22 protein-coding genes are annotated in these 19,388 nt (G+C 74.6%); 14 read left to right on the forward strand and 8 right to left on the reverse strand.

The features are described from left to right. Nucleotides 1-20 precede the first annotated feature (20 nt). A complete protein-coding gene (locus ACGF5C_RS00115) occupies nucleotides 21-917 on the forward strand; it encodes a ribokinase (RefSeq protein WP_393295104.1) in 897 nt (298 codons plus the stop codon). A 65-nt stretch (nucleotides 918-982) separates the two neighbouring features. Here ACGF5C_RS00115 and ACGF5C_RS00120 read toward each other — a convergent pair whose 3' ends face one another. Further along, nucleotides 983-1,858, reverse strand: coding sequence for an NAD(P)-dependent oxidoreductase (locus ACGF5C_RS00120; RefSeq protein WP_393295107.1), 876 nt, complete (start codon nucleotides 1,856-1,858; stop codon nucleotides 983-985). 122 nt (nucleotides 1,859-1,980) lie between these two features. Here ACGF5C_RS00120 and ACGF5C_RS00125 point away from each other — a divergent pair, with 122 nt between their 5' ends. Beyond that, on the forward strand, nucleotides 1,981-2,358 hold the full coding sequence (locus ACGF5C_RS00125) for a winged helix-turn-helix transcriptional regulator (protein WP_393295110.1): 378 nt from the start codon (nucleotides 1,981-1,983) through the stop codon (nucleotides 2,356-2,358). A gap of 20 nt (nucleotides 2,359-2,378) precedes the next feature. Here the strand turns inward: ACGF5C_RS00125 and ACGF5C_RS00130 are convergent, their stop codons facing one another. The 3 genes from ACGF5C_RS00130 to ACGF5C_RS00140 all read right to left on the reverse strand — a co-directional run bounded on the left by ACGF5C_RS00130 (nucleotide 2,379) and on the right by ACGF5C_RS00140 (nucleotide 4,318). Further along, a complete protein-coding gene (locus ACGF5C_RS00130; protein ID WP_393295113.1) occupies nucleotides 2,379-3,149 on the reverse strand; it encodes a hypothetical protein in 771 nt (256 codons plus the stop codon). 95 nt (nucleotides 3,150-3,244) lie between these two features. Then, nucleotides 3,245-3,724, reverse strand: a complete 480-nt coding sequence (locus ACGF5C_RS00135; RefSeq protein WP_393295116.1) for a DUF6232 family protein — start codon at nucleotides 3,722-3,724, stop codon at nucleotides 3,245-3,247. Between the two features lie 117 nt (nucleotides 3,725-3,841). After that, nucleotides 3,842-4,318 (reverse strand): DUF6232 family protein, encoded by a 477-nt coding sequence (locus tag ACGF5C_RS00140; RefSeq protein ID WP_393295119.1) that lies wholly within the window; start codon nucleotides 4,316-4,318, stop codon nucleotides 3,842-3,844. Between the two features lie 99 nt (nucleotides 4,319-4,417). Here ACGF5C_RS00140 and ACGF5C_RS00145 point away from each other — a divergent pair, with 99 nt between their 5' ends. From ACGF5C_RS00145 to ACGF5C_RS00160, 4 genes are all read left to right on the forward strand, one after another. Continuing rightward, nucleotides 4,418-5,191, forward strand: a complete 774-nt coding sequence (locus ACGF5C_RS00145; protein ID WP_393295122.1) for an enoyl-CoA hydratase-related protein — start codon at nucleotides 4,418-4,420, stop codon at nucleotides 5,189-5,191. Nucleotides 5,192-5,353: 162 nt separating this feature from the next. After that, nucleotides 5,354-6,976 carry an acetolactate synthase gene (locus ACGF5C_RS00150; protein WP_393295125.1) on the forward strand — a complete coding sequence of 541 codons (1,623 nt, stop codon included), beginning with the start codon at nucleotides 5,354-5,356 and terminating at the stop codon, nucleotides 6,974-6,976. A gap of 170 nt (nucleotides 6,977-7,146) precedes the next feature. Beyond that, on the forward strand, nucleotides 7,147-8,121 hold the full coding sequence (locus tag ACGF5C_RS00155; RefSeq protein ID WP_393295128.1) for an ATP-binding cassette domain-containing protein: 975 nt from the start codon (nucleotides 7,147-7,149) through the stop codon (nucleotides 8,119-8,121). Next, entirely contained in the window at nucleotides 8,118-8,927 is an 810-nt protein-coding gene (locus tag ACGF5C_RS00160) for an ABC transporter permease (protein ID WP_393295131.1), read from the forward strand. The genes ACGF5C_RS00155 and ACGF5C_RS00160 overlap by 4 nt, the downstream gene beginning before the upstream one ends. Before the next feature lie 109 nt (nucleotides 8,928-9,036). Here the strand turns inward: ACGF5C_RS00160 and ACGF5C_RS00165 are convergent, their stop codons facing one another. Genes ACGF5C_RS00165 through ACGF5C_RS00175 form a run of 3 tightly spaced genes read right to left on the reverse strand, consistent with a single transcriptional unit; the run spans nucleotide 9,037 to nucleotide 10,220 of the window. Next, nucleotides 9,037-9,456 carry a PLD nuclease N-terminal domain-containing protein gene (locus ACGF5C_RS00165; protein WP_357453652.1) on the reverse strand — a complete coding sequence of 140 codons (420 nt, stop codon included), beginning with the start codon at nucleotides 9,454-9,456 and terminating at the stop codon, nucleotides 9,037-9,039. A 27-nt stretch (nucleotides 9,457-9,483) separates the two neighbouring features. Beyond that, nucleotides 9,484-9,831 (reverse strand): DUF202 domain-containing protein, encoded by a 348-nt coding sequence (locus ACGF5C_RS00170; protein WP_393295133.1) that lies wholly within the window; start codon nucleotides 9,829-9,831, stop codon nucleotides 9,484-9,486. Beyond that, on the reverse strand, nucleotides 9,828-10,220 hold the full coding sequence (locus tag ACGF5C_RS00175; RefSeq protein WP_393295136.1) for a YidH family protein: 393 nt from the start codon (nucleotides 10,218-10,220) through the stop codon (nucleotides 9,828-9,830). The genes ACGF5C_RS00170 and ACGF5C_RS00175 overlap by 4 nt, the downstream gene beginning before the upstream one ends. Before the next feature lie 40 nt (nucleotides 10,221-10,260). Between ACGF5C_RS00175 and ACGF5C_RS00180 the strand changes: the two genes are divergently transcribed. From ACGF5C_RS00180 to ACGF5C_RS00215, 8 genes are all read left to right on the forward strand, one after another. Further along, nucleotides 10,261-11,058: a GNAT family N-acetyltransferase gene (locus ACGF5C_RS00180; RefSeq protein ID WP_393295139.1), complete on the forward strand. Its 798-nt coding sequence runs from the start codon at nucleotides 10,261-10,263 to the stop codon at nucleotides 11,056-11,058. Between the two features lie 2 nt (nucleotides 11,059-11,060). After that, nucleotides 11,061-11,468, forward strand: coding sequence for a hypothetical protein (locus ACGF5C_RS00185; protein WP_393295142.1), 408 nt, complete (start codon nucleotides 11,061-11,063; stop codon nucleotides 11,466-11,468). A gap of 388 nt (nucleotides 11,469-11,856) precedes the next feature. Then, nucleotides 11,857-12,636, forward strand: a complete 780-nt coding sequence (locus ACGF5C_RS00190; RefSeq protein ID WP_350704691.1) for an electron transfer flavoprotein subunit beta/FixA family protein — start codon at nucleotides 11,857-11,859, stop codon at nucleotides 12,634-12,636. An 11-nt stretch (nucleotides 12,637-12,647) separates the two neighbouring features. Next, nucleotides 12,648-13,607, forward strand: a complete 960-nt coding sequence (locus tag ACGF5C_RS00195) for an electron transfer flavoprotein subunit alpha/FixB family protein (RefSeq protein ID WP_393295145.1) — start codon at nucleotides 12,648-12,650, stop codon at nucleotides 13,605-13,607. Nucleotides 13,608-14,072: 465 nt separating this feature from the next. Continuing rightward, nucleotides 14,073-15,248 (forward strand): cysteine desulfurase family protein, encoded by a 1,176-nt coding sequence (locus ACGF5C_RS00200; protein WP_393295152.1) that lies wholly within the window; start codon nucleotides 14,073-14,075, stop codon nucleotides 15,246-15,248. 184 nt (nucleotides 15,249-15,432) lie between these two features. Further along, nucleotides 15,433-16,506 (forward strand): tRNA 2-thiouridine(34) synthase MnmA, encoded by a 1,074-nt coding sequence (mnmA, locus tag ACGF5C_RS00205; RefSeq protein ID WP_393295155.1) that lies wholly within the window; start codon nucleotides 15,433-15,435, stop codon nucleotides 16,504-16,506. A gap of 37 nt (nucleotides 16,507-16,543) precedes the next feature. Then, complete coding sequence (locus tag ACGF5C_RS00210) at nucleotides 16,544-17,548, forward strand: methionine synthase (protein ID WP_393295158.1); 1,005 nt, start codon at nucleotides 16,544-16,546, stop codon at nucleotides 17,546-17,548. A 102-nt stretch (nucleotides 17,549-17,650) separates the two neighbouring features. Beyond that, a complete protein-coding gene (locus ACGF5C_RS00215; protein ID WP_393295161.1) occupies nucleotides 17,651-18,652 on the forward strand; it encodes an ADP-ribosylglycohydrolase family protein in 1,002 nt (333 codons plus the stop codon). Nucleotides 18,653-18,777: 125 nt separating this feature from the next. Here ACGF5C_RS00215 and ACGF5C_RS00220 read toward each other — a convergent pair whose 3' ends face one another. Further along, complete coding sequence (locus ACGF5C_RS00220; RefSeq protein ID WP_393295164.1) at nucleotides 18,778-19,311, reverse strand: type II toxin-antitoxin system PemK/MazF family toxin; 534 nt, start codon at nucleotides 19,309-19,311, stop codon at nucleotides 18,778-18,780. Nucleotides 19,312-19,388: the final 77 nt, after the last annotated feature.

The following is a 19,388-nucleotide window of genomic DNA, read 5'->3' on the forward strand; positions in this document are numbered from 1 at the left end:
GGCGCCAGATGGAGGTCGGCGTGCGGCAGACCAGGGTCGTCGTGGTGGGCAGCGCCAACATGGACCTGGTGGGCACCGCCCCCGCCCTGCCCCGGCCGGGGGAGACCCTGCTCGGCACCGGCTTCGTCATGGTGCCCGGCGGCAAGGGCGCCAACCAGGCCATCGCCGCGGCCCGCGCCGGCGCCTCCTGCGCCTTCCTCGGGGCGATCGGCTCCGACGCGTTCGGCGTCACCCTGCGGGCCCGGATCGCCGCCGCCGGCGTCGACACCGACCAGCTCCGCACGACGTACGGCACGTCGGGGGTGGCGCTGGTGATGGTCAACGCCGAGGGCGAGAACGCCATCCTCGTCACCCCGGGCGCGAACGCCTCGATGGCCCACCTCACCGAGCCCGAGCTGGCGGCCGTACGCACCGCGCACGTGCTGCTCGCCCAGCTGGAGATCCCGGTCGGCACGGTGACCCAGGCGGCGGTCGTTGCCCGGGCGGCTGGCAGCCGGGTGGTGCTCAACGCCGCGCCGGCCGTGCCGGTGCCCCCGGAGCTGCTCGCGGCGACGGATCTGCTGGTGGTCAACGAGACCGAGGCGCAGGCGCTGACCGGGCGCGGTAGGGACGACCCGTCGGCCCTGCTCGACCTGGTGCCCCGGGCGGTGCTCACGCTCGGCGCGCAGGGCGCCTGGTATGGCGACCGGGACGGTGCGGCGGTGCACGTGCCGGCGGTCAAGGTCGACGTGGTGGACTCCACGGCGACCGGGGACGCCTTCACCGCCGCCCTCGCGGTCGCCTGGGGCGAGGGCCGGGACCTCGTCGACGCGGTGCGTTGGGCGGCGGCGGCCGGGGCGGCCTGCGCCCGCCGGCTCGGCGCCTCCTCGGCCCTGCCCAGCCGGGCCGAGATCGAGGAGCTTTACACCCCGGCCTGACCCGGCCCGAAACGTCGGCCGCCTCTTCGTGCGCTTCCGCTGGAAATAGCAACGGCCGTTTCCTGCTATGCGGGGTGCCTGATGCTCTCGATGATGCGGGCGAAGCCCTCCTTGCCGTGGCCCGCCTCGATCTGACGGTGCAGGAGTCGCTGGACCGTGGCGACGACCTCCGTGCTGATGCCCTGCTCGGCGCTGGCCGCCAGGATGTCGCCGAGGTCGGAGAACTCCAGGCTCTGCTGTCCGTCGACGGTGTAGTCCCCGCCGTCGATGACCGCGGCGAACTCGTGGAAGGCACCGGTCATGGCGGTCAGCCAGGGCGCGGCCATGGTGGCGAACTTCGCCGCCGTCACGCCGGCCGGCGCGACCATGGCGGCGCCGTGCATGAACCCGGCGAACATGACGTACATGCCCGCGAGCAGGGCGAGGTCGTAAAGGGACGCCAGCCCGGGGTCCTCGCCGAACCAGGTGCTGTCGCCCCACACGTCGAGCAGCGGCTGGTACTGGTGGAAGGCGTCCGCCGACCCGCTGTAGAGGATCGACGATCCGGGCTGCCCGATCATGGACGGTACGGCCATGATGCCGCCGTCGAGGTACGCGATCCCCGCGTCGGCCGCCCAGGCGGCCAGCTCGCGGGACTGGTCCGGTGACGTCGTGGTCACGTTGACCAGGGTCCGGCCGGCCAGGTCGCCGGCGAGCGGGTCGAGCACCTCGTGGACCGACGCGTGGTCCAACAGGCAGACGATCACCAGTCGGCTGGCCCGGACGGCGTCGCCCGCCTTGGCGGCGGCCCGCGCGCCCTGCGCGACGAGGTCGTCCGCCCTGCCCGGCGAGCGGTTCCACACCGTCGTCTCGTGCCCGGCCCTGAGCAGTGCGGCGGCCAGAGCGCTGCCCATCGCGCCCAGCCCGAGAACACTCACCTGGACGCCGTCGTTCGTTGTCATGTTCGGGGCTCCCCTTCGCGAGTCATGGTACGAGGGGATCCTCTCCGCAGCCGGTAGAGTGCGCCAGTACCGACTAATTAGTCAGGTACTTACCTCTTGGTAAGTGCGGCGGGGAGGGTGGCATGGCAACGAGGGCGCGACGCGGTCCCTACATCTGCGGCATCGATGCCGCGATGGACGTCGTCAGCGGCAAGTGGAAGTCGCTGATCCTCTGGGAGTTGCACCACCACGGGACCCGCCGGTTCGCCGAGCTCCGGCGCGGCCTGCCCGGCGTCAGCGAGAAGATGCTGATCCAGCACCTGCGCGAGATGGAGGAGGACGGGCTCGTGCACCGTGAGGTGTACCGCGAGGTGCCGCCGAAGGTCGAGTATTCCCTGACCGAGGACGGGATCTCCCTCAACGCCGCCCTGGCGCCGCTGGGCGAGTGGGGCACCGACCGCATCCGGCGGATCGGCGCCGACCAGGTCCCGGTGAACGGGGCCGTGACCGCGCCGCGCTAGACCGGGCCGCTCACCGCCGCTCACGCCTCCGCGTCGTCGCTGAGCTTCTCGCCCCGGCGGCGGAGCATGCCCAGCCCCGGGATGCCGGCGACGGCGAGCCTCAGGTCGCGGGTGACGTCGAGCAGGTCGTGCAGGTCCGGGCCGACCCGGTCCAGGGTGGCCAGGATCGGCAGGATGTCCGCCGTCAGGTGCTGCTTGAGCTTGGGAAGCTCGTCGACGAGCCGGATCGCGGCGGTCACCTCCTCGTGGCTGAGCTGCTCGACGAAGCGGTTCGCCATGGGCGCCGCCCGGCGCAACGCCGGCTCGTACGCCGTCAGCAGCTCGGCGGCGGTGGCCGCCGCCTCCGCCGCGGTGCCCACGGCGCCGGCCGCCCGACCGGCCACCGACTCGGCCTGCCCGACCACCATGGACGCGGCGGCGGCCACCTCGGTCGCCGTCCCGATGGCGGCGGTCGCGGCGGCGCTGATCACGGGCACCTCCCGCACCGCGGCGTCGGCGTCGGCGAGCACCTGGTCGGTCCGGTCGAGGGCCTGCTCGACCCGGTCCACCATGCCGTCGACCCGGTTCACCATGCCGTCGACCCGGTCCACCGTGGCGTCGACCCGCTCCACCATGTCGTCGATCCGGTCGACCACCCCGTTGATCCGGGTCAACAGCGCCTCTACGGAGTCCAGCACGGCGAATGCGCGGGCCGGCACGGCGGCGAACGAGGCCGCCGAGCCGAGGGCCTGGTCGATGGCGGAGCGGGTCAGGCCGACGACCGCGGCGGGCCGGGGGAACGGGATCACCATGGCACCAAGTGTGCGTCGCCCGCGCCCGAACCGCCGGGCGCGAGCGACGCGGCCCCGGGCAGCGCCTCAGGGCAAGCCTCCGGGCAGCACTCGGGTCAGGGCTCCGTGTGCTGCTCGACCGCGCGCTGGACCGCCCGGTAGATCTGCCCGAACCGCAGCGCGTCCGGCGTGCGCAGCAGCAGCACCTCGCGGCCGTGGTGCTGCACCCAGAGTTCGTGCACCTTGCTGCCCCGCTCGTAGGAGCGGTCGAGCCAGCCGAGCGGGATCTCCAGGAACGGGGCCAGGGCCAGCGCGCCGACCACGCACGCGGCGAGGATGACCAGTGCCAGCTGCCACTCGCCCCGGTCCTGCGCCGACCAGGCCAGCGCGAGTACGCAGACCACCGCGACCAGCGGAGGCAGCGAGAGGAGCAGGACCAGGACGCCGCGGCCCAGCACCCGGCCGCGTACCGCCAGCGTCTTCGGCCCCTGCGCGTGCCAGACGTACGTCACGTCGGCGATCGCGACGGCGTGGCCTCCGGCCCGGATCGACTCCGAGGTCACCTGCACCGCGTCGTCCCGGTAATAGAGGGTCATCACTAAGCCTAACCGCTGCGCCGCGTCTGCGGCCGGCCGAGATGGACCGTGCTCGACCAGCGGACCCACGCACTCTTTGTCGCCGGCGACCGCGTCGTGGTCTCGTGGCCAGACCTTCTAGCGACGGCGGGGCGTCACCGGCTGGCCGGCCTCCACCGCCCGCTGCACGGCCCGGTAGATCTGCCCGAAGCGCAGGGCGTCGCCGGTGCACAGCAGCCGCACCGGCTGGCCGCGCCAGCGGGCCCAGATCTCCAGTTGCCGGCTGCCCCGCGCGTAGGAGCGGTCCAGGTGCTCGAAGAGGAAGTCGGCGACCGGCCCGACCGCGAGCCCCACGAGCACCGAGGCCCCGACGATGGCGACGGTGACGGTGAGGGAGCGGTCCAGCTTGAGCGCCAGCGCGATGCCGAGCGCGGCGGCCACCAGGGGGCCGGCCAGCGCCGCGCCGATCGCGCCCCGGCCGGCGAGCACCCGCCAGGACCGGCTGCCGCGCCGGTGCCAGACCATGCTGATGTCGGCCAGCCGGAACGTGCGGCCGTCCACGCGGACGGCGGTGGACGTGATCTGGACCGACCTGTCGTCGTAATAAGTGATCATGGCGGTACTCCCGGTGGCGGGCCTGACACCACACTACTTTCCCCGACGGCCCGCGCCGTAAGGTTGGCTCGCGACTTCGACGAGGAAGTGAGGGCCAGCGTGGGCGAGTTCGTGCGGCTGGAGACCAAGGACGGCATCGGCACCATCCGGCTGGAGCGGCCGCCGATGAACGCGCTGAACACCCAGGTGCAGGAGGAGTTGCGCGCCGCGGCCGCGGCGGCCACCGCGGACCCGGCTGTCCGCGCCGTCATCGTGTACGGCGGGGAGAAGGTCTTCGCCGCCGGCGCGGACATCAAGGAGATGGCCGACATGTCCTACGTGGACATGGCGGAGCGGGCGGCCGACCTGTCCAGCGCGCTCGGCGCGATCGCCCGGATCCCGAAGCCGGTCGTCGCCGCGATCACCGGTTACGCCCTGGGCGGCGGCTGCGAGCTGGCGCTGGCGTGCGACTGGCGGGTCGTCGCCGAGGACGCGAAGCTCGGCCAGCCGGAGATCAAGCTCGGCATCATCCCCGGCGCGGGCGGCACCCAGCGGCTGGCCCGCCTGGTCGGCCCGGCCCGCGCCAAGGACCTGATCATGTCCGGCCGGATGGTGGACGCCCAGGAGGCGCTGCGGATCGGGCTGGCCGACCGGGTGGCCCCGGCCGCCGAGGTCTACGACGCCGCGGTCGAGCTGGTGCGCCCGTACCTCACCGGCCCGGTGCAGGCCCTGCGCGCCGCGAAGCTCGCGGTGGACGGCGGCCTGGACATGGACCTCAACTCCGGCCTGGCGTGGGAGAGCCAGCTCTTCGCGGCGCTCTTCGCCACCGACGACCGGCGCGAGGGCATGGCGGCGTTCGTGGCTAAGCGCAAGCCGGACTTCACCGGCCGCTGACCGGCGTGGGCCGGCGGTGCGCCCGCCGGCCCAGTGGCTCGCCGACCGTGCGGCGTCCACCGCCGACGTGGACGCCTCATGCGCCGAGCCGAGGACGGTTCACATTCCGCCTACCGGTGAGTAGCGTGTGACTCCGGTCATGCGGACGAAGGGACAGCGGCGATGACGGAGCGGATCGAAGGTCACGGCGGGGAGTTCGCGCTCGCGGCGCTGCGCGCGTTCGGGGTGCGGGAGATGTTCACCCTCTCCGGCGGGCACGTCTTCCCGCTCTACGACGCCGCACACAAGACCGGCTTCCCCCTCTACGACGTCCGGCACGAGCAGTCGGCGGTCTTCGCCGCCGAGGCGGTGGCGAAGCTCCAGCGCCGCCCCGGCCTCGCCGTGCTCACCGCCGGCCCCGGCGTCACCAACGGCATCTCCGGGCTGACCAGCGCCTACTTCAACGCCTCGCCGGTGCTGGTGCTCGGTGGTCGGGCCCCGCAGTTCCGCTGGGGCTCGGGCAGCCTCCAGGAGATGGACCACCTGCCGCTGGTCGCCCCGGTCACCAAGCACGCCGAGACGGTGTTCAGCCCCGACGACATCCCGCGCGCGGTGACCGCGGCGCTGACCACCGCGCTCACCCCGCACCGGGGCCCGGTCTTCCTCGACCTCCCCCTGGAGGCGGTCTTCTCGGTCGCCGACGCCGAACTCCCCGCCCTGCCGGGCATCGCGCCCGTCGAGCCCGACCCGGACGAGGTGGCGAAGGCGGCCACCCTGATCGCCGCCGCGAGCCGCCCGGTGATCATCGCCGGCTCCGACGTCTACGCAGGGGACGCGGTCGACGCCCTGCGGGCCGCCGCCGAGGCGCTCCAGGTGCCGGTCTTCACCAACGGGATGGGCCGGGGCGCGCTGCCGCCCGAGCACCCGCTCGCCTTCGCCAAGGCCCGCCGGGTGGCGCTCAAGGGCGCCGACGTGGTCGTGGTGATCGGTACCCCGCTGGACTTCCGGCTCAGCTTCGGCGACTTCGGCGACGCGAAGGTGGTGCACGTCGTCGACGCGCCCAGCCAGCGGGCCGGGCACGTCCAGCCGGCCGCCGCCCCCGCCGGCGACCTCCGGCTGGTCCTCACCGCCTTCGCCGACCACCCCGGCGACCGGGCCGACCACGCCGACTGGATCGCCGGGCTGCGTACCGCCGAGGACGCCGCGAAGGCCCGCGACGCCGAGGAGATGGCCGCCGAGACCGACCCGATCCGGCCCGCCCGGGTCTACGGCGAGCTGCGCCGGGCCCTGGCCCGCGACGCCATCACGATCGGCGACGGCGGCGACTTCGTCTCGTACGCCGGCCGCTACCTGGAGCCCGCCCAGCCCGGCACCTGGCTCGACCCGGGCCCGTACGGCTGCCTCGGCACCGGCATGGGCTACGCGATGGGGGCCCGGGTCAGCCACCCCGACCGGCAGGTCTGTGTGCTGATGGGCGACGGCGCGGCCGGCTTCTCGCTGATGGACGTGGAGTCCCTCGCCCGGCAGAAGCTGCCCGTGGTGATCGTGGTCGGCAACAACGGCATCTGGGGCCTGGAGAAGCACCCCATGCGCGCCATGTACGGCTACGACGTCGCCGCCGATCTCCAGCCGGAGCTGCGCTACGACCAGGTGGTGAGCGCCCTCGGCGGCGCGGGCGAGACGGTGGCGAAGGCCGCCGACCTCGGGCCGGCCCTACAGCGCGCCTTCGACGCCGGCGTGCCGTACCTGGTGAACGTGCTCACCGACCCGGCCGACGCGTACCCCCGCTCGTCGAACCTGGCCTGAACCACCGCCCGCCGCCGTCGCCGCGCCCCGGCGACGGTGGCGGCTGCGTTTCACCACCAGCTAAATCAGGGGCACGGCAGCGCCTGTCGCCGTAACGTCAGGCCCGGACCGGCGGAGTGTCAGGGACGCCGGTCATGGCGGTTCGACCAGCGGAAACGACAGGAGTTGCGATGGATCACGCGATCCGCGCGGAGGGGCTGGTGCGCCGGTTCGGCGACACCACCGCCCTCGCCGGAGTTGACCTGGCCGTCCCCACCGGCACGGTCTTCGGCCTGCTCGGTCCCAACGGGGCCGGCAAGACCACCACGGTCCGGGTGCTCGCCACCCTGCTGCGCGCCGACGAGGGGCGTGCCACGGTCGGCGGCTTCGACGTGGTGCGCGACGCCCACCGGGTGCGCCAGCTGATCGGCCTGACCGGCCAGTACGCCTCGGTCGACGAGACGCTCACCGGGGCGGAGAACCTGCTGCTCATCGGCCGGCTGCTCGGCTCCTCCCGGGCCGACGCCAGGGCCCGCGCCCGGCAGTTGCTCGCCGACTTCCACCTCAGCGACGCCGCCGACCGGCCGGCCAAGACCTACTCCGGCGGCATGCGCCGCCGGCTCGACCTCGCCGCCAGCCTGGTCGGCCGGCCGCAGGTGCTCTTCCTCGACGAGCCGACCACCGGCCTCGACCCGCGCAGCCGCAACGAGCTGTGGGACATCGTGCGCGGCCTCGTCTCCGACGGGGTGACGGTGCTGCTCACCACGCAGTACCTGGAGGAGGCCGACCAGCTCGCCGGTGAGATCGCCGTCGTCGACCACGGCCGGGTGATCGCACAGGGCACGCCGGAGGAGCTAAAGGCCAGGACCGGCGGCCAGGTGCTCGCCGTCCGGCCCGCGGACGCCGCCGACCTGCCGACCGTGGTGGCCATCGCCGGCGAGGTGGTCCACGCCGCCCCGGAGGTGGCCCAGAGCACCGTCACCGTGCCGGTGAACGACCCGGCCGTGCTGCCCGCCGTGGTGGGCCGCCTCGACGCCGCCGGCATCGCGGTCGCCGAGCTGGCCCTGCGCGGCTCCAGCCTGGACGAGGTGTTCCTCCAGCTGACCGGGCACCGCGCCGACGCCGACGCCCCTTCCGGGGCCGACCTGGAGAGGACCCTGGCATGACCGCCGCCACCCTGACCGCACCGGTCGCGCCGGGGCGCCGGCTCGGCCCCGCCGCCGGGCTGCGGCACACCTTCACCCTGGCCTGGCGCAGCCTGGTGCAGATCAAGCACAACCCGATGGAGCTGCTCGACCTGAGCATCCAGCCGGTGATGTTCGTGCTGCTCTTCACGTACGTGTTCGGCGGGGCGATCTCCGGCTCGCCCGGGGACTACCTGACCTTCGCGCTGCCGGGCATCATCGTGCAGAACGCGTTCTTCGCCACCATGACCACCGGGTTCGGGCTGAACAACGACCTCACCAAGGGCGTCTTCGACCGGCTCCGCTCGCTGCCCATCGCCCGCTGGGCGCCGCTGGCCGGGCGGATCCTCGCCGACACGGTCAAGCAGGCGTGGTCGGTGTCGCTGCTCGTCGGCGTCGGCGTGATCCTCGGCTTCCGCCTGGGCAACGGCCTGCCCGGCCTGCTCGGGGCGTTCGCCCTGCTGCTCGCGTTCTCGCTGGCCGCGTCGTGGATCTCGGTGCTGGTCGGCGTGCTCGTCAACGAGCCGGAGAAGGTGCAGATCTTCGGCTTCATGGTGATCTTCCCGCTGACCTTCACCAGTAACGCGTTCGTGCCGACCGAGACCATGCCCGGCTGGCTCCAGTCCTGGGTCGAGGTCAACCCGGTCACCATCCTGGCCGACGCGCTGCGCGGCCTGCTGGTCGGCGGGCCGGTGGCCGTGCCGGTGGTGCAGTCGCTGTTCTGGGCGGCCGTCCTCGCGGCGATCTTCGCCCCGCTCGCCGTGCGCGGGCTCAAGCGCCGGGTGTGACCCGCGGGCCGGCCGCCGGCTACACCTCGGGCCGGCCGCCGGCTACACCTCGGGCGGCCGCCGGCTACACCTCGGGCCGGCCGCCGGCTACACCTCGGCCGGCCGCCGGCTAGACCTCGGGCCGGTCCTCTTCGCGTGGCGGCTCGCCCTCGCGTCGGCGCAGGTCGTCCTCGCGTCGGCGCAGGTCCTCCTCCCAGCGGGTGAACAGCTCCTGGTCCTCCCGCCGGGAGCGCTCGCCGAGCGAGCGGAGGAACTCGGGGTCGTCGTCCGGGGCGACCGGGCGGGGCCGCTCGCGGGCCGGCAGGATCCGGCCCGTCGACGGCGCGCCGCCGGGCCGGCCCGGGGTGCGTTCGCGCCCGGCGGCGAACCAGGCGAGGGAGCCGAGCAGCGGGAAGAACAGGATGATCAGCACCCAGGCGATCCGGGGCAGGGCTTTGATCTCGCCCTCCTCGGCGGAGAGGCAGCTGATCAGCGCGCAGACCGCGAGGACGATCTGCACCACGAAGAGGAGGACGTACAGCCGGGCCATGTGTCAATGATGGCGCACCAGGTCCCGTCAACCCAGCCCGCGCGCCGCCAGGAGCGCGCCGAGCAGCGCGTAGCCGGCGGTGGCCAGGGCGACCAGGGGCAGCGCCCGCCCGTAGCGGGCGGCCGGGCCGACGCCGGTCGCCCGCCGCCAGCAGACCGCCAGCGCCGCGCCCCAGCCGAGCACGGCCAGCCCGGCGACGAGCGCGCCGAGCGCCCCGCCGGCGGGCGGGCCGGTGAGCGCCAGCCGCACGGTCAGCACCATGATCACCGTGAGCGCCAGCGCCGTGCGCCGCCAGGCCAGCCGGGTCCGCTCGGGTTGCAGCCCGGGGTCGCGCGCCGGCCGGCCCGGCGGCGTTCGCTGCGCGCCGGCGCTCACCGGCCGCCGACCGCCCGGACCAGCACCGCCGCCACCAGCAGCAGCGCGCCGAGGCCGACGGCGAGGGCGAGCACCGCCGGGAAGCGGGAGGCCGGCAGCTCCTCGCCGAGCCGGATCGCCCGCTCCGTACGCGCCCAGTGGTCGACCGCCCGGACCGCCACCGTTCCGCCGAGCAGCAGCAGCGCGACGGCGATCACCTCACGCAGGTGCGCCAGCGGCAGCGGCGGCAGGAACTGGGCGGCGGCGAGCCCACCCGCGACCAGCGCCAGCCCCGTACGCAGCCAGGCCAGGAAGGTCCGCTCGTTGGCCAGCGAGAACCGGTAGTCGGGGGTGCTGCCGACCGAGCGCAGTTCGCGCGGGTCGAACCATCGCCTGATCGCCTGCCACACGTGCCGATTATCCGCTTCCGTCCGGTCGTAGCCTGGAGCAGTGACGGATCTTGACGCGACGACGCTGCGGAACGCGTACGACCACCAGTTGCGGGCGTCGGTGCCCGACCCGTTGCCGGCGGGGGTGACCGTGGACCGGGACGGCCCGTTGGTCCGCATCGTCGGCCTCGACCACGGCGGTTTCCTCACCTACCGCGACCTCGACGGGCTGACCGGCGCTGCGCTGGACGGGCTGATCGCCCGGCAGGTGGAGTTCTTCCGGTCGCGCGGCGAGTCGGTGGAGTGGAAGTGGCACGGCCACGACGAGCCGGCGGACCTGCCGGAGCGGTTGCGTGCCGCCGGGTTCGTGCCGGAGGAGCCGGAGACCGTCGTGATCGGCCCGGTCGCGCCGCTCGCGGCCGCGCTCCCGGTCGTCCCCGAGGGCGTACGCCTGCGCGAGGTGACCGCCCGCGCGGACCTGGACCGGATCGTGGCGATGGAGGAGGCGGTCTGGAACGCCGACCGCAGTCACCTGGCCACCGGGCTGGAGAAGGAGATCGCGGCGGACCCGCAGTCGATCACGGTGGTGGTGGCCGAGGCGGGCGACGAGGTGGTGAGCGCGGGCTGGGTGCGCTACGTGCCCGGAACCGGGTTCGCCACCCTGTGGGGCGGCTCGACCCTCGCCCCGTGGCGCCGCCGGGGCATCTACCGGGCGCTGGTCACCTACCGGGCCCGGCTCGCCGCCCAGCGCGACCGGACGCTGCTCCAGGTGGACGCCTCCGACGAGAGCCGGCCGATCCTCCAGCGGCTCGGCCTCGTCCCGGTCACGACGACCACTCCGTACGTCTACACTCCGTGATCATGGACCAGCGGTTGACGGCCGAGGAGCGGCTGACTCTCAAGACGGGCGCGTTCGGGGCGGTGTTCCTGGTGGCCAACGCCGACCCGGGGATGCTCGCCCTGTTCCGGGAGAGCTTCGCCGCCTCCGCCGCGATGGCCGACACGAGCGGGATCGTGAAGGAGGCGCTGACCACCGGGCCGCTGCCGAAGCTGCCCCGGGACTCGGCGCTGGAGATCGAGGCGGTGGTGCTGCCGGCGCTGGGCCGCTCCGTCGAGATCCTGCGCGAGAAGTCGCCGCAGGACGTGGCGATCTACCGCGAGGTGGTGCTGTCCGCCGCCGAGCGGGTGGCCGGGGCGCACCGGGGGGTGGCTCCGGCCGAGGCGGCGGTCATCGAGCGGATCAGGGGCGCGCTGGCTCAGTCGGCGTGAGCCGGTCCGCCGGCGCGGTGCGCCGGCCCGGCGACCAGAGTGCCCGGACGGTGGCGCGTACGCACCGGTCGCGGACCCGGCCGCAGGCACAGCGGTACGCCTCGGGGCGCGCCGGGCGACAGGGGCGCCGCGGCGGGTCGTGCGGCGTGGCGCTGGAAGATTCTGACATTTCGGGACACCTCCCGATTTGCCAGATTACCCGCCCGACGGCCTGCCGTGAGCTGTGTCACCCTGAGGTCGCCGGAGGTCGATGCTACTGGCAGGTAACATTGCGCCGTGGGCAACTGCACAGCAGCCCGTGGTTGACCGATCGTTAAGTCACGCGGGAGGCTGCGCCCGTGACCGGGCGAGTGATCGCTACACCAAACAGGAGGGTCGTCGAAGCGCGATGAACATCGTCGTACTCGTCAAGCAGGTGCCCGATTCGGGCGCGGACCGCAACCTGCGCACTGACGACAACACCGTCGACCGCGGTTCGGCGAACAACGTCATCAACGAGATGGACGAGTACGCCATCGAAGAGGCGTTGAAGATCAAGGAGGCCCACGGCGGCGAGGTCACCGTCCTGACCATGGGTCCGGACCGGGCGACCGAGTCGATCCGCAAGGCGCTCTCCATGGGTCCCGACAAGGCCGTGCACGTCGTGGACGAGGCCCTGCACGGGTCCTGCGCCGTGGCCACCTCGAAGGTGCTCGCCGCCGCGCTCGGCCAGTTGAACGCCGACCTGGTGCTCTGCGGCGCCGAGTCGACCGACGGCCGGGTGCAGGTGATGCCGCACATGATCGCCGAGCGGCTGGGCGTCGCGGCGCTGACCGGCGCCCGCAAGCTCACCGTCGACGGCTCCACCCTGACCGTCGAGCGGCAGACCGAGGAGGGCTACGAGGTGGTCACCGCCGCCACCCCCGCCGTGGTCTCCGTCTGGGACACCATCAACGAGCCGCGCTACCCGTCCTTCAAGGGCATCATGGCCGCGAAGAAGAAGCCGGTGCAGACGCTCTCCCTGGGTGACCTCGGCGTCGCCCCGGCCGAGGTGGGCTTCGAGGGCGCGACCAGCGCCGTGCTGGAGCACACCAAGCGCCCGCCGCGCTCCGGCGGCGCGAAGATCACCGACGAGGGCGACGGCGGCGTCAAGCTGGTCGAGTTCCTCGCCACCGAGAAGTTCGTGTGAGAGGTCTGGACATGTCTGAGGTTCTCGTCGTCGTCGAAGCCACCCGGGAATTCGGCGTCAAGAAGGTCACCCTGGAGATGCTCACCCTCGCCCGCGAGCTGGGCACGGCGAGCGCGGTCGTGCTCGGCGGCCCCGGCGCCGCCGAGGCGCTGAGCGCCAAGCTGGGCGAGTACGGCGCGGAGAAGATCTACGCCGCCGAGGGTGACGACATCGACGGCTACCTGGTGGCCCCCAAGGCCACCGCCGTGGCCGAGCTGGTCAAGCGGGTGCAGCCCGCGGCCGTGCTGCTCGCCTCGTCGCAGGAGGGCAAGGAGATCGCCGCCCGCCTGGCCGTCAAGCTGGACAACGGCATCCTGACCGACGTGGTCGCCCTGGCCGCCGACGGCACCGCCACCCAGGTGGCCTTCGCCGGCTCGACCATCGTCAAGTCCAAGGTCACCCGCGGCCTGCCGCTGGTCACCGTCCGGCCGAACTCGGTCAACCCGACCCCGGCGGCCGCCACCCCGGCCGTCGAGCAGCTCACCGTGTCGGTCACCGACGCCGACAAGCTGGCCAAGGTCGTCGACCGGGTCGCCGAGCAGAAGGGCTCCCGCCCCGAGCTCACCGAGGCCGGCGTCGTCGTCTCCGGCGGTCGCGGCGTCGGCAACGCCGACAACTTCAAGCTGGTCGAGGAGCTGGCCGACCTGCTCGGCGGCGCCGTCGGCGCGTCCCGCGCGGCCGTCGACTCCGGCTTCTACCCGCACCAGTTCCAGGTGGGCCAGACCGGCAAGACCGTCTCCCCGCAGCTCTACGTCGCGCTCGGCATCTCCGGTGCCATCCAGCACCGGGCCGGCATGCAGACCTCGAAGACCATCGTCGCGGTCAACAAGGACGGCGAGGCGCCGATCTTCGAGCTGGCCGACTTCGGCGTGGTGGGCGACCTGTTCAAGGTCGTCCCGCAGGCCGCGGAGGAGATCCGCAAGCGCAAGTGAGCTGACGCTCGCCCGCACCCGGGCCGGGAACCGCGCGGCGGTTCCCGGCCCGTCGCTGTCCGGCCCCCGACCGGGGATGATCGGGAGCGACGACGTCGTCGGGCGCGGCCTGACCGCGGGTGGGGAGCTGATCGGCGGGCCGGGGAGCTGAGCCGGCCCGCCGATCAGCCCGTCAGAGGCCCCTCGGCACGCTCTCGCGGGGCCGTGGGCTGTCGGACGCCTCGGCGGAAACGTCGACAACCGAGTATGCCTGATGGTTGACGTCCGGTGGCAACGGCAGCAGCTCGTCCGATCCGTCGCCGAGCACACCGGCCGGGAACATCCGTGTGTTCGCGCGGGTCGGTAGTACCCCGCGACGTCCGAGAGATTCGTGACGTGCGGGTTCGGGGTCGCACCGCCCTCGTGGGTTGGACGGCGTACTCCGGCGTCCATCCGGTCCGGGGCCGGTCGTTAGGCTGAGCCGTGATGGCATACCTGGATCACGCGGCGACGACCCCGATGCTCGACGAGGCACTGGAGGCGTACGTCGCCACCGCCCGCGAGGTCGGCAACGCGTCCTCGCTGCACGCGTCGGGCCGCCGTGCCCGGCGGCGGGTGGAGGAGTCGCGGGAGCGGGTGGCCGCCGCGCTGGGCGCCCGCCCCTCCGAGGTCGTCTTCACCGGCGGCGGGACCGAGAGCGACAACCTCGCGGTCAAGGGCATCTTCTGGGCGCGGCGAGGGGCCGACACCCGGCGGGACCGGGTGGTCTCCAGCGCGGTGGAGCACCACGCGGTGCTCGACGCGGTGGACTGGCTGGCCGACCACGAGGGGGCCCGGGTGGGCTGGCTCTCCGTGGACGCCAGCGGCCGGCTCAGCCCCGACGAGCTGCGCGCCGAGCTGGCCGAGCACGGTCACCGGGTCGCGGTGGTGACCGCGATGTGGGCCAACAACGAGGTGGGCACCGTGCAGCCGGTCGCCGACCTGGCCGCGGTCGCCGCCGAGCACGGGGTGCCCTTCCACACCGACGCGATCCAGGCGGTCGGGCAGGTGCCGGTGGACTTCGCCGCCAGCGGGGTCGCCGCGCTGACCGTGACCGGGCACAAGCTCGGCGGGCCGACCGGGGTGGGCGCCCTCGTGCTCGCCCGCGACGTACCGGCCACCCCGCTGCTGCACGGCGGCGGCCAGGAGCGCGACGTGCGCTCCGGCACCCTCGACACCGCCGGCATCGTCGCCTTCGCCGTCGCCGTGGAGGCGGCGGTCAAGGGCCAGCAGGAGTACGCGGCCCGGATCGCCGCGCTCCGCGACGACCTGGTCGAGCGGGTCCGGCAGGCGGTGCCCGAGGTGGTCTTCAACGGCGACCCCACCGGCCGGCTGCCGGGCAACGCGCACTTCTCCTTCCCCGGCTGCGAGGGAGACGCCCTGCTGCTCCTGCTGGACGCCCAGGGCATCGCCTGCTCGACCGGCTCGGCCTGCTCCGCCGGGGTGGCCCAGCCGTCCCACGTGCTGCTGGCCATGGGCGCCGACGACGACCGCGCCCGCTCCTCGCTGCGCTTCACCCTCGGCCACACCAGCACGCCCGCCGACGTCGACGCCCTCATCGCCGCACTCCCGGCCACCGTCGAACGCGCCCGCCGCGCTGCCGCCCTCCGCACCCCCCGCTGACCCCCACCCTTCCCACCCCACCCTGCTCGCGATCTTGCACTTTTCGGCCCCTTGATCGCGGTGTTGCCCCTTTTGCCGGACGGCAACTGCGAGATCGCGCGGCGGGGGGACGTTGGCGCCAGGGCGGGGAGGTCGGGCGGGGTGGGGGCGGGGATAGGCTCGGTGGGGTGAAGGGAGTGGGCCGGTGAGGGTGTTGGCGGCGATGTCCGGCGGGGTCGACTCGGCGGTCGCGGCGGCGCGGGCGGTGGAGGCGGGACACGACGTGACCGGCGTGCACCTGGCGCTGGCGCGCAACCCGCAGACGTACCGCACCGGAGCGCGCGGCTGCTGCACGCTGGAGGACTCCCGCGACGCCCGGCGGGCCGCCGACGTCATCGGCATCCCGTTCTACGTCTGGGACATGGCCGACCGCTTCCACGCCGACGTGGTGGACGACTTCGTCGCCGAGTACGCGGCGGGCCGTACGCCGAACCCCTGCCTGCGCTGCAACGAGAAGATCAAGTTTGCCGCGGTGCTGGACCGGGCCGTGGCCCTGGGCTTCGACGCCGTGGTCACCGGCCATCACGCCCGGCTCGGGGCGGACGGGCTGCTGCGCCGCAGCGTCGACGTGGCCAAGGACCAGTCGTACGTCCTCGCGGTGCTCACCCGCGAGCAGCTCGACCGGTCACTCTTCCCGCTCGGGGACTCGACGAAGGCCCAGGTCCGCGAGGAGGCCGCGCGGCGGGGGCTGGCGGTGGCCGACAAGCCCGACTCGCACGACATCTGCTTCATCGCCGACGGCGACACCCGCGGCTTCCTCGCGCAGCGCCTCGGCGAGGCGCCCGGCGACGTGGTGGACGCGACCACCGGCGACGTGGTGGGCAGCCACGCCGGCGCGTACGCGTACACCGTCGGGCAGCGGCGCGGCCTGCACCTGGACCGCCCGGCGCCGGACGGCCGCCCCCGGTACGTGCTCTCCATCACGCCGAAGACCAACACGGTGACGGTCGGCCCGGCGGAGGCCCTCGAGGTCTCCCGGGTGCGCGCCGAGCGTCCGGTGTGGACGGGCGGGCCCCGCCCGGACGCCCCGCTGGAGTGCGAGGTGCAGTTGCGGGCGCACGGCGACGTGGTGCCGGCGACGGTGGAGGTGAGCGCCGACGGCCTCCGCGCCGAGCTGCGCCGCCCGGTGCGCGGGGTCGCCGCCGGCCAGGCGATCGTCGCCTACCGGCCGGACCCGGCCGGCGACATCGTGCTCGGCTCCGCCACCATCGCCGGCTGAGCGGTCCGGCCGCCCGGCGGCCGGATAGTCTTCGGCCGTGACAGATCAGGCGTGGCCCTGGCCGACCGGCGCGGCGACCGGCATCGGTTCCCTCCCCGGCACCGACATCGCCGAGGCGCAGCGGATCGTCCTCGGCGAGCTTCCCGCGTTGCCGCACCTGCCGGAGCTGCCGGCCCGGGGGCCCGGCGCCGACCTGGTCGGCCGGACCGCCGGCCTGCTGGTCGAGCTGCCGGTTGAGCTGTACGCCGCCCGCTGGCGGATCGCGCCCCGCCCGGGGCGGGACCTGCGCCGCGCCCGTGACCTGATGGAACGCGACCTCGACCAGCTCGCCGAGCAGGCCGAGGAGTACGTGGGACCGGTCAAGATCCAGGCGGGTGGCCCGTTCACCCTGGCCGCGTCCCTGGAGCTGCCGATCGGGGGCCGGATGCTGCGGGATCCCGGCGCGGTCCGGGACCTCACGGGTTCGCTCGCGGAGGGGTTGCGCGCGCACGTCGCGGCGGTCGTCCGCCGGCTGCCGCACGCCACCGTGCTGCTCCAACTCGACGAGCCGTCGCTGCCGGCCGTGCTCGCCGCGCGGGTGCCCACCGAGAGCGGGTTCGGCGTGTACCGGGCCGTGGAGCCGGGCGTCGCCGGGTCGCTGCTGCGCACGGTCGTCGAGGCGGCCGGCGTGCCGGTCCTGGTGCACTGCTGCGCGCCGGACGTGCCGCTGGAGCTGATCCGCGCCGCGGGCGCCGTCGGTGTGGCCCTCGACCTCGACCTCGTCACCGACCTGGACCCGCTGGGCGAGGCGATCGACGCCGGGCTCGGGCTGCTGGCCGGCGCCGCGCCGACCCGGCCGCCGGCCGCCGGTCGCGCGCCCACCTCGGCGCAGGTCGCCGACCGGGTACGCCAGCTCTGGGACCGCCTCGGCTTCCCGCGCCGGCGGCTCGCCGAGCAGGTCGTGGTCACCCCGGCGTGCGGTCTCGCCAACGCGACCCCGCAGTACGCCCGCGCGGTGCTCGCCGCCTGCCGGGACGCGGGGCGGCGGCTCGCCGAGGACTGAGGTTTCCTGTCGTACGGGCGGGGCCCTGGCCGGCCCGACCGCGGCGCGGGTGCCCGGCCGTCGCGGTGGTGCGGGTTGCGGTCGGGCGGCATGATCGCGGGAATGATCGACACCTCGCTCCGGCGGGCCGCCGGCTCGCTCTTCGGCCTCGCCTACGGTGACGCGCTGGGCAAACCGACCGAGTTCCTGACCGTCGCCGAGATCGTCCGCCGCTACGGCCCGGCCGGCCCGCGCGAGCTCGCCGGCCACCCGGCACTGGTGACCGACGACACCCAGATGGCGCTGGCCGTCGGCTGGGCGCTGCACGACGCCCCGGCGCTGACGCCCGAGGCGGTCGAGCCGCTGCTGCGGCAGCGCTTCCTCGACTGGGCGGCCAGCCCGGAGAACAACCGGGCGCCGGGCATGACCTGCCTGCGCGCCTGCGCCGACCTCGGGCGGGGTGTGCGCTGGCAGGAGGCGACGGTCGCCGGCTCGAAGGGCTGCGGGGCGAACATGCGGGTCACCCCGGTCGGCCTGCTCGACGTCGACCTGGACACCCTCGCCGGGCTGTCCCAGCTCCAGGCGGGGCTGACCCACGGGCACCCGACCGGCCTGGCGGCCAGCGAGCTGACCGCGTACGCCGTGTGGCTGCTGCGCACCGGCGCGGCGCCGGCGGACCTGCCCCGCCTGCTCGCCGACCGGGCCCGCGACCAGCGGCGCGTCTACCGCGCCGACTGGCTCGGCGACCTCTGGCAGCGTCCCGGCGTGGAGACGCCGGAGGACTTCATCGCCCGCGGCTGGGACGAGTGCCTCGCGGTCCTCGGCCGCCTCGACGCCGCGCTCGCCGACCCGGACGACGGCGGCGACCCGTGCCGGCACACCGGCGAGGGCTGGATCGCCGAGGAGGCGATGGCCACCGCGCTGTTCTGCGCGATCCGGCACGCCGACGACCCGGTCGCCGCGCTGGCCCGGGGCGCCACCACCGCCGGCGACTCCGACTCGATCGCCGCGCTGGCCGGCGCCTTCGTCGGTGCGGCCCTGGGCATGCCGGCCTGGCCCGACGCCTGGTCCGCCCGCATCGAGTACGCCGACCAGCTCCACACTCTCGCCCGCGCCTGGGACTGACCCGCCCCGCCGTCCGTCGGGCCGTGCGAGGGCCGGCTGGACGGCGCGTCCCGTCGGGCCGTGCGAGAGCCGGTCGGCCGGCGCCTCCCGTCGGGCCGTGCGAGAGTCGGTCGGCCGGCGCGTGGTCAGGCGCCGGGGAGGTGGGGCAGGCGGCGGATGCGGCGCCACAGGGCGGGGTCGCAGGCGCCGGCGTGGCGGGAGAAGTCGGCCAGCGGAACACGGGCGGGCTCGGCCAGGTCGACGAAGCTGTCGTGGTCGGCGCCGGGGTCCCACTCCCAGGTCGGGATGCGGACGTGGTCGTCCCGGCCGCTCCTGTCCTGGCTGGTGATCTTCAGGACGTCGGCGCCCCGGGCGTCGGCGCGCAGCACCAGGCAGGGCCGCACCTTCGAGCCGGTGCCGTCGGCGTACGGGACGTCGGCCCACCAGATCTCGCCGGGGCGCGGCGCGCCGGTGGGCGCCCGTTCGGCGGTACGCGGCCGGGGTGGCGCGGTCGACCGGCCGGGCCCGCCCGGCGACGCGGTGCCGCGGCCGGGCCGGGTGCGCGGGCGTCCCCGTCGGCGCGGGGCGTCGTCACGGGCACCGCGCCGCCACTCGCTCCACGCCCAGCCGGCCGCCACGGCCAGCGCGACCGCCGCCGCCCAGAGCAGCCATTCCGGCATCCGTACCTCCGCCTCGACAGTTGGTGCGGCGCGGACGCCGCAGCTGGCGGGCCACCTGGCGCAGCCCGCAGTCCGGC

This window comes from Micromonospora sp. NPDC047620 (genome assembly GCF_043205005.1).
Taxonomy (GTDB): Bacteria; Actinomycetota; Actinomycetes; order Mycobacteriales; family Micromonosporaceae; genus Micromonospora.